We start from the raw sequence: 12,017 nt of genomic DNA, 5'->3' as shown, positions 1-12,017 counted from the left end.
GGAGGGGGTTAGGACAACCCAAGTGGACTTATACAGGAAGTATGATAATTCGCAGAACCAAAACACCAAGCGAATTGTATGGAAATGAATTAGGGAGTTGAGTTATTCAACATAGCAGGATGCTGTTTAGAAGATTCCGTCAAGCGCGACTCGAAAGAGTCGCGCTATCTTCATTTCTAAACTTCCGCAAACTTACTACGCTTTCCTCGTAAATATGCATCTCTAAAATCTATAAAGTGTGAAGTTAGATTCCCTGCGGCCTCCGCTTCTCCATTCTCGGCAAAGACAACACAAGCCACTTCTGCTGTGCCTAGTTGATGCTCATGCGGCGCCACGCGCAACTTATAATTAGACAAGCTTTGAGGCGAGACAGACAACACCGGAAATTGATCTAGATAGGGGCTTTTTCTAAACATCTTCTTAGCTTCTCGCCAAGTACCGTCTAGAAAAATAAAAAGCGGCTTTTTTCCTTCAATACGCTGGACGGATTTGATCACCCGCTGCGGTTGCACATTCTCTTCTGGAAATACCACAATAGGCTGATAACTCGGATTTTCTAAAAGAGCGATTAAGGCTTTACTAGGTTCAGTTCTATCCCATCTAAAGGCATGATTATCTGGGATAATATCAGCAATTAAACGTCCAGTATTTGATGGCTTAAAACTTTCGTTATGATACATTAATAAACACACGGCACTGGAGCACTGGGCTTGCTTGATACCAGCACAAATACACAAAGGCTCAGCGAGCAAGCAAGCTTCGCAGCGAGTAAGTTTTGAACCCCGTGCTTTAAATTCTCTTTTCGATTCAGAAATTTGCTGTGCGCGAAGTGCCAATACTGAGTTGCCCAAAATATTCTCCCAACAAAAAAGACAGGCCATTGTACCAAGTCTAACAATAAAAGGATAAAGCTATTATTATGAGAGTTAACCAGACAAGCCGGCTAACCTACCGCCTCCTTACACCAGAAGATGCAGATCTGCTGTTTGCGTTAGATCAGAACCCTGAAGTCATGCTCTTTATCAATGGCGGTAAAATCACCAGCCGCGAAGACATCAACTCGATATTCATACCTCGCCTCAAGCAGTTTTCTAACCAAGATAAAGGCTGGGGATTATGGGGCTGCTTTTTACTGGATAGCCATGAATTTATCGGTTGGATACTTGTACGCCCGATGGATTTTTTTACAGAGAAAAGGGATGACTCAAATTTGGAGATCGGTTGGCGATTTATGCAAAAAAGCTGGGGAAAGGGCTACGCCACAGAAGCAGCTAAGCAGATCTCTGATGCCATAGCAGAACATAAAGTCGCGACAAAGCTCACCGCACTGGCTCATACTGAAAATAAAGGTTCAATCAATATCATGAAAAAGATTGGTTTAGAATATTGTAAAACAACCATTCATACCGAGCCTCTTGGCAGTGCTAAGGTTGTAGTTTATGAAAAAGCACTCGATTAATGGAAAAAATTATGGGGCGAAAGAGCCCCATTTATGTAATTACATCGACAAGTAAATCACTAAGAACATGCCTAGGGCGAGTCGGTAGACAACGAACGGCAACATCCCCATCTTTTCAATAACTTTTAAGAAGAAATGAATACACGCATAAGCAGCAAAAAAAGACAGCACAGCACCTGTCATAATATCCGCAATATTAAACTCATCACCTTCTGAAATCAGTTTATATGTCAGATAACTACCTGCAGCTGTAATCACAGGGATAGACATAAGAAACGAAAAGCGCGCCGCACTTTGTTTGTTAAGCCCCATCATAAGGCCAATTGTCATCGTGATCCCTGAGCGAGATGTACCTGGCAACAGCATTGCAATCACTTGAGATAAGCCAATACATAGCGCCATGACCCAGTTGATTTGATAAATAGTTTTGATTTGCTTCGCTGTTTTATCTGCATACCAAAGCAATAAACCAAAACCTATCGTCGTCCCTGCAATGATCCAAGCATTGCGCGAATACTCCTCAACCAAATCTTTCGCAAAATAACCAATAACAAGCGATGGTAGTGTCGCAAGTAAGATAAACCAACCTAGCTTACTGTCGTCTGTGGTCCCCTGTGCTCCAAAGGATTTAAACCACGCTATCAGGATTTCCGCCACTTCTTTTCGGAAATAAATGACTACCGCAAATAACGTACCTACATGTACCGCAACATCAAACGCCAGACCTTGATCTTGCCAGCCAAAAACTTGAGAGGGTAATATCAAATGAGCGGAGCTCGAAATTGGCAAGAACTCTGTTAAACCCTGAATTAGTGCTAGAACAATTATTTCTATAAGACTCATTGTAGTTACAACTCCACTTTCCATAGCTTTTGACACGGGTTACTGTAGTTTTGCCAAATGGCTGAGATTGTTTCTCCTGTAGTAGGCAAGATGACATGCCCTCCTACCTCAGACAAAGGTAAAAGTACAAAAGCATTTTTGGTAATTTCATCTCTAGGTAACTGCGCAGGTTGTTCACACACTAAATCATCATATAATAAAAGATCGAGATCTAATGTGCGTGGGCTAAACTTTTTATCCCCATGTGTTCGACCATTGTCTCGTTCGATTTGTTTAAGCAGTTGACAGACCTCTTCCACTGACATGTATGTGGTGGCTGAAAAAACAGAGTTGAAAAAGTTGCGACCATTGAATCCAACTGGTTCACTCTCATAAACATTAGAATGCTTGTACTCAGGAAAATGGCTTATTAAAGCCTCAAGGCCGTTTTTAAAATGTCGCTCTCTGTCGACATTGGAGCCAATACTAATATAAATCTCTGCCATGTTATTTTTTCCGATATATTTCAATACCTACTGTAGCCGCTTGCGCGACAGCTGCAGGTTTGCTGACTTTAATCCGAACATCGCTTACAGTAAACTCGTCTAAGATCATGGCAGCTAATCTTTCTAACAAGGTTTCTAAAAGCTCAACTTGTGTAAATTCAGACAAAGCAATAACACGCTCGCTAACTTTTGCGTAGTCGACAGTAAGGTTTATGTCATCGGTTTGCGCTGCTGGGGTAATATCTGTAGACATTTCAATATCAAAATAAAGGCTTTGTTTACTTTCTTTCTCAAAGTCGTAAACTCCTATTATGGTCTCGACGTGTAATTGCGAGATATAGACCTTGTCCATGTATACTCCTAGCATGACTAAAACGGGGTCGGCGAAAAAATTAGGCCGTGTAAAAAGAATCGCGATCATAGCCCAAAACAAAGCAATAAAAAATAAGGAAGCTTGTGTTAGTCATTTTAATGTGTATTTGTGCTTATTTATTTGGTTCTATTTCCTCTGCAATTTTGATCTCGAGGCTCTTTTCTTTGCCTGATCCTCGCTTTTCTGGTTCAAATAACCCAGGCGCGACCAATGTATTGCGTATTGGCGGAAAATTACCCGCTGCTTTAGTACTTATTTTTGATGTCCTAAAAGGCACCATCCCAGTTTGGGGTGCTTACTTTTTAAACATTGAGCCTATTTGGCTTGGTGCAGTGGCCGTCAGTGCATGCCTTGGACATATTTATCCGGTTTTCTTCCACTTTAACGGCGGAAAGGCTGTTGCAACTGCATTCGGAGCACTATTACCAATCGGTTTCCAGCTTGCAGGATTGCTGATTTTAACTTGGCTAACGGTACTTTGGGCATTTCGCTACTCATCACTTGCCGCGATTGTCACAGTAACAGCAGCCCCAGTTTATACTTGGCTAATCAAACCTCAGTACACACTACCCGTTGGCTTTTTAACGCTATTAATAATTTTTAGGCACAGAGCAAATATCTCTAGGCTCCTACAAGGTAAGGAGCCTAAAGTTGGCAAGAAGGCAGCCCAAAAAGACTAACTAATGGCCGGTAGACTGTCTAATGGCCAACGCGGCTGTGTCTTCATATCAAGTGGCGCGATATGACCCGCTTTTAAACGTTGCATACCTGCAAAAGCGATCATTGCTCCATTATCCGTACAAAATTCAGTTCGAGGATAATAAACACGCCCTCTCATGCCCTGCATCATACGCTCTAGCTTCGTTCTCAGTTCAACGTTAGCACTAACACCACCAGCAATAACCAAGCGCTTAATTCCTGTCTGCTTTAAAGCACGTTTACACTTAATAGCCAATGTATCAATAACTGCACTTTGGAACGCATGTGCAATATCAGCTTTAGTCTGTAAGTCGTCACCTTCATTTTTGATGGTATTTGCAGCCGCAGTCTTGAGACCACTAAAACTAAAATCTAGACCAGGTCTATCTGTCATTGGTCTTGGAAATATGAACTTCTCGGGTGTACCTTGCGTTGCTAGCTTAGCGAGTAAAGGTCCGCCAGGATAATCCAAGCCCAATAGTTTAGCCGTTTTATCAAAAGCCTCACCGGCTGCATCATCAACTGATTCACCCAAAATCTCGTACTCACCAATACCAGTCACTTTAACCATCATAGTATGGCCACCAGATACAAGCAATGCGACGAAAGGAAACTCCGGTTTGTCTTCTTCTAACATAGGCGCCAGTAAATGGCCTTCCATGTGGTGTACCGCAACCGCGGGTATATTCCAACCAAATGCTAAAGAACGCCCAATTGAAGTCCCTACAAGTAAGGCACCAACAAGGCCTGGGCCTGCTGTATAAGCAATACCGTCTAAAGATTCTGGACCACAACCTGCTTGTTCAAATGCCGCTTCAATCAACGGAATAGTTTTGCGAACATGATCTCGTGATGCTAATTCAGGCACAACTCCGCCATAGTCTGCATGCACTTTAACTTGACTGTATAGCTGATGGGCAAGTAAACCTTGTTCATCATCATAAATAGCTATACCTGTCTCATCACAGGAAGATTCAATACCTAAAATACGCAATCTTATTCTCCAAAACTTTCTTTACTACACATTCTCAATGGCTAAACCAATGTTGGTTTGACCATCAATTATCGCTTGCGCTTTTAATTGCTTCACATTGTCAGAAGTAATACGCCCCATTCCCTCAACAAAATCGATGAGCTCACCTAACACTTCAATTTCATATTGCATCAGGGGATGTTCACGAACCTGTTTGTTGTCAGGGATAACACCGTCTTGAGCGAATAAAAACTCGATATATCTTGCCACCGTAGCCTGCGATATCTTCGCGACATTTACAAATTCAATCTCGTCTTTGGTCATGAGGCCTTGAATAAAGCCCAACAGCGCAGTTGCAACATCTATTGCAGGGTAAGTACCAAACATATCAAAATCCGATAATTCAGGTACATTCGGTTCAATCTTCTCAATTTGTTTTTCTAAACTGATTTTGCTTTTCGGTAATAACAGCTTTTCCCAGCATAAATTCAATGCATTTCTAAATACTTGCTCATCACCAAACCCTGTAGCTTCACTAAACAGTCCATAGTTAGGTGTCATTCTCTCCAAGATAGCAGCCGCTAATACTGCTTTCTGTAAATAGTTCAGCTCACGAATGCGCTGAAAGTTATTTGCTTTGCTCATATTCTGTTCCACAATGCCAACAATATTCAAAGGCTGAACCATTGAGTTCATTACAATGCTGACATTGCCAATCTAATTTTGATTTTTTCTGGCGATAGTTTACCAATATTTCTTCTCCAAGGGGCAACTTTATCGCTGGAACGAAGATCTTAATGGTGTTATCGGCAAAAGGCAGCTCTCCCAACGTAGAGGACAATGCCTCCCCTTGCATACTGGTTTGAATGCGAGCCTGATGTAATAGACCATTCACCAAGTGGGCTTCAATCATATTGTCTGTGCTGAATACACAGCACCATTGTTCTAATTCAGTCATCGCACTCAATGTTAATTTTGCTATCATAAACAATATTGTAGTGTGTAAATTGGAAGAGCTCTATGACGCTTACCACCCCTGGGTTGTTATTTCCCGCAATTTCATTGCTGTTACTGGCCTATACGAACCGTTTTCTTGTCCTTGCACAATTAATTAGAGAACTAAATGCCCGCGAGGGGGATACCTTACGCCCTTTAGTTGTGCAACAAATAAACAATTTAAAAAAACGTATTAAGCTCATCAGGCTCATGCAAGTATGGGGAGTGTTTTCTTTTATTCTGTGTACGTTATCTATGTTTGCACTTTTTATTGATATTAACTTACTTGGCATCATTTTGTTCGGTGTCAGTCTTTGTTGCCTCATAGGATCACTTATGCTGTCATTGTACGAGATCCATATTTCATGTGACGCAATAGAAATCGAACTCAATAATATTGAAAAAAAGCCGATGCAAGAGTAAGCAACTCGTATTGACCTTACTATACTGACAATATAAACAGTTAAAGGTAAGTCATGTGTGAGCAGTTTTCTTTTTTCAAATGAGCAACTAAGGGAAGAAGCTTCACAACCTGAAGAGCATGCTTTTTGGGATGTGTTAGTCGTCGATGACGAAGAGGATATTCATCAGGTTACCAAACTAGTATTGTCTGACTTTAAGTTTGAAGAAAAGTCGTTACGATTCCATCATGCATATTCCGCAAAACAAGCAATGGAGATCTTAGAAAACCAAGACTCAATCTCTGTTGGACTGATTGATGTTGTGATGGAGAATAATCATGCGGGGCTCGACTTAATCAAATTCATTCGCAATGACATGGCTAACCATGACATTAGGTTAATTCTTAGAACGGGACAACCAGGAGAAGCTCCTGAAGAATCCGTAATACGTGATTACGATATCAACGACTACAAAAATAAAACTGAGCTCACCGCTGTAAAACTCAAAACTTTATTATATTCAGCACTACGTTCTCACCGAGATATTCAAACCATTGAGCTTCACAAGAAAGGGTTAGAGAGAATTATTGCGGCTTCTTCAAGCTTTTTGGAATGTGACAATGTACAGGATTTTGCATCAACAATTTTAGAGCATGTGGCACAGGTACTTGGGCTTTCAGATTCAGAAATTTACTGTGCTGCTGCTACCAATCAACAGACTGACTCTGGCTCACAATTCAAACTATTAGCTGCATCAGGAGAAGGCATTGAGCCTAGCTCTGACAAAATTCCAAATAATGTCAAAAACTTATTTATCGAAACGCACAATAGAAAAACTTCTTGCAAGTCATGCAATGAGTATGTGGGCTACTTCACCTCTAAAGGTGGCCTTGAGACGATGCTATATGTCAGCAAAGAAAGTTCACTACGTAGTACTGATTGTCAGCTACTTGAGTTTTTTGCAAATAATATTGCATTGGCACACGATAATATAAAGTTACGAGAGACAGTTAAGGAATCTCAACGAGAACTGTCATACATTCTTGGAGAAGCTGTAGAGAAACGTTCTAAAGAGACTGGCTCGCATGTTAAGCGTGTTGCAATGTACAGTAAATTATTAGCGGAGCTGTCAGGCATCAATAGCTACAAAGCTGAAATTATTAAAATGGCTTCCCCCTTACATGACATAGGTAAAATAGGTATTCCAGATGTCATTTTAAACAAGCCAGGGAAACTGACCAATGATGAATGGGAAATAATGCAAACACATGCGCAGCTCGGTTATGACATATTGAAAAAATCAACGAATGAAATACTGCAATGTGGTGCAACAATTGCCCATCAGCATCACGAAAAGTGGGATGGTTCAGGGTATCCTCAAGGGTTAAAGGGCGAAGATATTGATATTGTTGGCAGAATTACTGCTATCGCTGATGTTTTCGATGCTTTGGGGAGTAAACGCTGTTATAAAGCAGCTTGGACCCTAGAAAAGGTACTTGACGAAATAAAATCACAGAAATCCAAGCAATTTGATCCCAAATTAGTTGATTTGTTTATAAATAATCTGGAACAATTCATTTTAATAAGAGATACCTATCCCGACTAAAAATTTGTAAGCGAAATGTAAAAAATTCACTTGGATGTTTCCTTAATCTGTATTAGTATTAGGAAATCAACGTCATGATTGCATTTTTGTTGAAATAAAAGGAATTTCAAATGAGATTTGAACAACTTGAGCAATTTGTTGCTCTTGGCAACCTTCGTCACTTTAGACAAGCTGCCGAACAAACCCAGATAAGTACATCAGCTTTAACGAGAAGTATACAAACTCTGGAAGATGAAATTGGGTGTGAGCTAGTAAAGCGCTCTACACGCTCAGTAAAGTTAACAGAACAAGGTGAGCTGTTTTTAAACTACTGTAAGGCGACACTAAGTGAGCTTGATGTAACGAAAAACACCATCAAACAAAGCCTATTTGGCAGAGATCAACAAAAGCTCGTAGTGGGATATACCGCTAAAGCGAGTGAAATCGTCCCTATGTCTTGTGGTCGTTTTTTAGCTGACTCGCCGAATGTTAAAATTGAGATGCAATTGCTTGATGAGCATGAACTGACTAGAAAGCTTCAACTTGGTGAAGTTGATATCAGTGTTTACTTATCATCTGCAACAAGCTTGATCAGCGATATACACTTGCCAGATCAGCTTATTTTATTTGTGTCTAAACAACACCCTCTTGCTCAGCAAGAATGTATTCGTAGAGGTGAATTATCACAGTACCCAATGTATAGCTGCTTTTCTCAATCCAAACAGGTGCAGAGTATGCTAAATGAAGCGGTCGAAGGCTTAAACAAATCAACGAGTGTGAAAATTGGCAACATCACACAAGTGATTGATGGATTGAAAAACAGTCAGAGCTTCGCAATTGCAAGTATTGAACATTCAAAAACCATTGCGCAAGACCCTGAGCTAGTTCTTCTCAAAACCAACAAGGACAACAGCCACGAACAATTAGTCATCAATACCAACCACCAGCTAAGCGGCAATAGCCACGTTAGTAGCTTACTTCAGTTGATTGAGAAAACCGCTACTCAACTGCAAGTAAACGGTGCGCCAGTGCATTCTTAACTCCTTTCCATACTCGACGCGCTAAGCCCACACTTTACAGTGTGGGCAAAAATCCTCAGTTAAGTACGACCCCAACAAATAAAACAAGCCCAACATAGTTGTTGTTTAAAAAAGCTTTAAAACAAGCATCTCTGCTACGTTCCACAATCTCACGTTGTAGATATACCAGCATCAAACAGGCAAGAACAAATGCGATCCAGAACCACAAATTTAAGTTGAAATATAAGCCAATCATCAACATACAAAGCAAAAAGCTTATATTGAGTAATGCAATAATATGTCTATCCCACTTCCCAAATAAAATTGCAGTAGATTTAACACCAATTTTAATATCATCATCTCTATCAACCATGGCATACATAGTGTCATATGCGACAGTCCACAGTACATTAGCCACAAACAGCAACCATGCAACTATAGGAACCTCTCCCGTTGCCGCCATAAACGACATTGGTATCCCCCAACTAAACGCTGCGCCTAAAACAACTTGAGGCAAATGCGTGTAACGTTTCATAAATGGATATAAAGCCGCCAATATGACACCGCCAACGGACAAGGCTATTGTTTGCCAATTTAAAGTGAGCACCAATGAAAAAGATGCCAAAACAAGCAACAGAAATAATGAAAGCGCTTCGCGTTCGGATACAGCACCACGCGCCAATGGCCGCATTGCTGTTCGTTTCACTGAGCCATCTACTTTTCTGTCGGCATAATCGTTAATTACACACCCAGCGCTGCGCATTAGAAAAGTGCCAAGAGCAAAAACAAAAATATGCAACAAGCTTGGCGAACCATCAGAAGCAAGCCACAAGCTCCACATCGTAGGCCACAAAAGTAAAAATGTCCCTATCGGTTTATCAATTCGCATCAACTGTTTATATTCAGAGATGTTTGCAAATTGCAATGCCTCACCTTTCATTTATTTATAATCTCACTGTTAAAAATCTCACACACCAAAACTTTAGCAGAACCTTTCGTAAACACGCTACGCCTAGCAAACACAGGATGCTTCTCTACGCCGAAGAGTTCACACAATTGTGTGTGTGCCCGCTTATCATCAACACGACTCACCTCTAGCTCGCCTCGGTGCCAGATAGACTGTTCAAATAATTTCTCGCCAAGCGGCTTATCACCAAGATTGCGTAAGCCATGCTCATTTGCCTCCAATGAGATCCAACTTTGTGCATACACGTGAGGCTGCTCATCACAATACAATAAAACTTCTCGGCATATTGCCAATTCAACCTCTTCCCCCAAGGCCTCGCTAATACATTGAGGAGGCACGTGTGGCTGTTCACTTAACACGCTAACTCTAAAGCTGCTACTTTGACTTTTTAATAATGCCGTTAAAGAACCTTGCTCTACCAGTCGGTCATGTATTTGTACTGGAGCTTCGTCTACTACTTGGGTAAAGCTCCCCCAATTAAAATCTAAAGAAATAGGACTTTTTAACAATTCGATAATTCATTTAAGACTAAACCGAAGCAATGATAGCAAAGCTTAGCAACGCAAAAAAGTTCGCGATTATCTTATTGCTGCCTGTTCATGCCTTTAATTTAAGTATAAACTAACGATATTGTTGATATTTAGTTACGTATTTTCAGGCGATTATGGTTCGTACTCTTTTATTCATTGCGACACTTATTGCAAGTACTGCAAGTTTTCAGCTTAAAGCAGAGTCTAGCGTTGGTTATTATGGCTTTGAGCCCGACATCATTACGAACTATATTGGCCAGTCAAACAAAAAGCTGGGCTATGTGCGTGTAACGATAGATTTGATGCTAGACGATATAGCGAATATTGCGGTGGTAGAGCACCACACCCCCTTACTAAGAGATGCAATTGTACAAATACTGAGTAAAGAGCCAGAAGAAACTATAAAATCTTTGACTGGCAGAGAAGAGATCAGACAACGGTGTGCAGCAAAGTTGAAGACTCTGTTAAAAGACGAGACTGGTCAAGAGATCATTAGAGAAGTTTTATTTACGAAATATCTTTACCATTAGTTTTACAAAAAAGTAATGCAAGGCTCATTCCTGAGGTTAATCCAAATAGGTGGGCCCAATTTGCCATACTGACAAATAAAATATCGGCAAACCCCAACACCATCCAAACCAGCATAAACCCAATCATTGGCTTCGACAGTATTGGTTGCGCAGATTGATTAAAGTGTGAATAAATCCAACAAAAACCCATTTGTGCATAAACGACTCCGCTCAAACCGCCAAAATTTTCATCCACCAATAAAAATTGCGCCCAATTACTTAACAAAGCACTGACAAAAAATAGAATCAACAAGACGGAAACATGCGTTCTTTGCACGATTTGATGGCCCAGATATAGCCACCAACTCAGATTAAAGATTAGGTGTATCACTCCAAAGTGCACAAAGGTAGGCGTGATCCAGCTTAAAGGTTGGCTTATATTAAACTTAAGTGACTCAAAAATACTTAATGGAGAAGAGTAAAAGTAGCTGCAATAAACTGCTACAACGACAAAAGCCACACTTTGTACAAACCAATTCAGAGCCCAAAAACGCTGTAATAAATTGAGTTTCGTACTTTGATACTGTAATGCATTGGTTGTAGAACCGACTTCCCAGGACGCCTTACTATATTTTTCATGATAAGGGTTTGTGAGAAACTCTTCCCAAATAGGTTGAGCAGTTTTCAAATCTTGCTCGTAGACCCAAACAGATACGAGTTGCCCATCTTCACTATGTAACCGACTGGCTACCCCTATCGTTTTAAGATAGTCAACGGCTCCTTGAACCGCTCGAGGGTCAGAAAAGGAGCCGAGCAGTCTCATCTTTCAATATCATTTGGGAGTACTTGCTCCCACTGGGTGAAACCACCATCCATGCTGTAAACATCTTCAAAACCTTGCTCTACAAGGTAATTTGCAGCATTTTGAGAGCTGATGCCATGATAACAAACAATAATTATTGGCTGCTCAAACTCTTTTTCCTGCATAAAATGCGCTAAGTTTTCGTTTGAAAGGTGCTCAGAGCCAGGGATATGTCCGGCTGCAAACGAGTTAGGATCACGAATATCCGCAACAACCACATCACCTTGAGATAGTAACGCTTGTGTTTGTTCAATACTAATATGTTTAAAAGACATGTCTCTCTCATTGAAAAGGCGGCTAAAGCTACAAATATACC

Annotated in this window: 17 protein-coding genes; 6 read left to right on the top strand and 11 right to left on the bottom strand. The window is 40.7% G+C overall.

Annotated features, from left to right (window positions below; all coding sequences use genetic code 11):
- Positions 1 to 176 precede the first annotated feature (176 nt).
- Positions 177 to 851 carry a tRNA-uridine aminocarboxypropyltransferase gene (locus tag S4054249_RS04835; protein ID WP_046354432.1) on the bottom strand — a complete coding sequence of 225 codons (675 nt, stop codon included), beginning with the start codon at positions 849 to 851 and terminating at the stop codon, positions 177 to 179.
- A 68-nt stretch (positions 852 to 919) separates the two neighbouring features.
- Between S4054249_RS04835 and S4054249_RS04830 the strand changes: the two genes are divergently transcribed.
- Positions 920 to 1,459, top strand: coding sequence for a GNAT family N-acetyltransferase (locus S4054249_RS04830; protein WP_046354433.1), 540 nt, complete (start codon positions 920 to 922; stop codon positions 1,457 to 1,459).
- A 39-nt stretch (positions 1,460 to 1,498) separates the two neighbouring features.
- On the opposite strand, the gene S4054249_RS04825 is transcribed toward S4054249_RS04830, so the two are convergent.
- The 3 genes from S4054249_RS04825 to folB are packed head-to-tail and all read right to left on the bottom strand — an operon-like array spanning position 1,499 to position 3,139.
- Complete coding sequence (locus tag S4054249_RS04825) at positions 1,499 to 2,302, bottom strand: undecaprenyl-diphosphate phosphatase (RefSeq protein ID WP_046354434.1); 804 nt, start codon at positions 2,300 to 2,302, stop codon at positions 1,499 to 1,501.
- Positions 2,303 to 2,307: 5 nt separating this feature from the next.
- A complete protein-coding gene (gene folK, locus S4054249_RS04820) occupies positions 2,308 to 2,787 on the bottom strand; it encodes a 2-amino-4-hydroxy-6-hydroxymethyldihydropteridine diphosphokinase (protein ID WP_046354435.1) in 480 nt (159 codons plus the stop codon).
- Position 2,788: 1 nt separating this feature from the next.
- Positions 2,789 to 3,139, bottom strand: a complete 351-nt coding sequence (gene folB, locus S4054249_RS04815) for a dihydroneopterin aldolase (protein ID WP_046354436.1) — start codon at positions 3,137 to 3,139, stop codon at positions 2,789 to 2,791.
- Positions 3,140 to 3,243: 104 nt separating this feature from the next.
- Between folB and plsY the strand changes: the two genes are divergently transcribed.
- A complete protein-coding gene (gene plsY, locus S4054249_RS04810) occupies positions 3,244 to 3,840 on the top strand; it encodes a glycerol-3-phosphate 1-O-acyltransferase PlsY (RefSeq protein ID WP_145924977.1) in 597 nt (198 codons plus the stop codon).
- On the opposite strand, the gene tsaD is transcribed toward plsY, so the two are convergent.
- From tsaD to S4054249_RS04795, 3 genes are read right to left on the bottom strand one after another with little or no spacing between them, the layout of a single operon-like run.
- Positions 3,837 to 4,853: a tRNA (adenosine(37)-N6)-threonylcarbamoyltransferase complex transferase subunit TsaD gene (gene tsaD, locus S4054249_RS04805; RefSeq protein WP_046354438.1), complete on the bottom strand. Its 1,017-nt coding sequence runs from the start codon at positions 4,851 to 4,853 to the stop codon at positions 3,837 to 3,839. The genes plsY and tsaD overlap by 4 nt on opposite strands.
- A 24-nt stretch (positions 4,854 to 4,877) precedes the next feature.
- Positions 4,878 to 5,477 (bottom strand): YjaG family protein, encoded by a 600-nt coding sequence (locus S4054249_RS04800; RefSeq protein WP_046354439.1) that lies wholly within the window; start codon positions 5,475 to 5,477, stop codon positions 4,878 to 4,880.
- Positions 5,461 to 5,817 carry a putative signal transducing protein gene (locus S4054249_RS04795; RefSeq protein ID WP_230851798.1) on the bottom strand — a complete coding sequence of 119 codons (357 nt, stop codon included), beginning with the start codon at positions 5,815 to 5,817 and terminating at the stop codon, positions 5,461 to 5,463. Before S4054249_RS04795 ends, S4054249_RS04800 begins: the two co-directional genes overlap by 17 nt.
- Before the next feature lie 35 nt (positions 5,818 to 5,852).
- Between S4054249_RS04795 and S4054249_RS04790 the strand changes: the two genes are divergently transcribed.
- From S4054249_RS04790 to S4054249_RS04780, 3 genes are all read left to right on the top strand, one after another.
- Positions 5,853 to 6,251, top strand: a complete 399-nt coding sequence (locus S4054249_RS04790; RefSeq protein WP_046354440.1) for a DUF2721 domain-containing protein — start codon at positions 5,853 to 5,855, stop codon at positions 6,249 to 6,251.
- A gap of 57 nt (positions 6,252 to 6,308) precedes the next feature.
- A complete protein-coding gene (locus S4054249_RS04785; protein ID WP_046354441.1) occupies positions 6,309 to 7,835 on the top strand; it encodes a DUF3369 domain-containing protein in 1,527 nt (508 codons plus the stop codon).
- 110 nt (positions 7,836 to 7,945) lie between these two features.
- Positions 7,946 to 8,854, top strand: a complete 909-nt coding sequence (locus S4054249_RS04780; RefSeq protein WP_046354442.1) for a LysR family transcriptional regulator — start codon at positions 7,946 to 7,948, stop codon at positions 8,852 to 8,854.
- Between the two features lie 55 nt (positions 8,855 to 8,909).
- Here the strand turns inward: S4054249_RS04780 and ubiA are convergent, their stop codons facing one another.
- Positions 8,910 to 9,773 (bottom strand): 4-hydroxybenzoate octaprenyltransferase, encoded by an 864-nt coding sequence (ubiA, locus tag S4054249_RS04775; RefSeq protein ID WP_046354443.1) that lies wholly within the window; start codon positions 9,771 to 9,773, stop codon positions 8,910 to 8,912.
- Positions 9,770 to 10,309 (bottom strand): chorismate--pyruvate lyase family protein, encoded by a 540-nt coding sequence (locus S4054249_RS04770; protein ID WP_046354444.1) that lies wholly within the window; start codon positions 10,307 to 10,309, stop codon positions 9,770 to 9,772. The genes ubiA and S4054249_RS04770 overlap by 4 nt, the downstream gene beginning before the upstream one ends.
- 155 nt (positions 10,310 to 10,464) lie before the next feature.
- Between S4054249_RS04770 and S4054249_RS04765 the strand changes: the two genes are divergently transcribed.
- Complete coding sequence (locus S4054249_RS04765) at positions 10,465 to 10,860, top strand: flagellar basal body-associated protein FliL (RefSeq protein ID WP_046354445.1); 396 nt, start codon at positions 10,465 to 10,467, stop codon at positions 10,858 to 10,860.
- Here S4054249_RS04765 and glpG read toward each other — a convergent pair.
- Both glpG and glpE read right to left on the bottom strand, forming a co-directional pair.
- Positions 10,838 to 11,662 (bottom strand): rhomboid family intramembrane serine protease GlpG, encoded by an 825-nt coding sequence (glpG, locus tag S4054249_RS04760; protein WP_046354446.1) that lies wholly within the window; start codon positions 11,660 to 11,662, stop codon positions 10,838 to 10,840. The genes S4054249_RS04765 and glpG overlap by 23 nt on opposite strands.
- Positions 11,659 to 11,976: a thiosulfate sulfurtransferase GlpE gene (glpE, locus tag S4054249_RS04755; RefSeq protein WP_046354447.1), complete on the bottom strand. Its 318-nt coding sequence runs from the start codon at positions 11,974 to 11,976 to the stop codon at positions 11,659 to 11,661. The genes glpG and glpE overlap by 4 nt, the downstream gene beginning before the upstream one ends.
- Positions 11,977 to 12,017: the final 41 nt, after the last annotated feature.

Source organism: Pseudoalteromonas luteoviolacea, from assembly GCF_001750165.1.
In the GTDB taxonomy this organism is placed as follows: domain Bacteria; phylum Pseudomonadota; class Gammaproteobacteria; order Enterobacterales; family Alteromonadaceae; genus Pseudoalteromonas; species Pseudoalteromonas luteoviolacea_G.
This window is presented reverse-complemented; position numbering and strand designations above follow the sequence as displayed.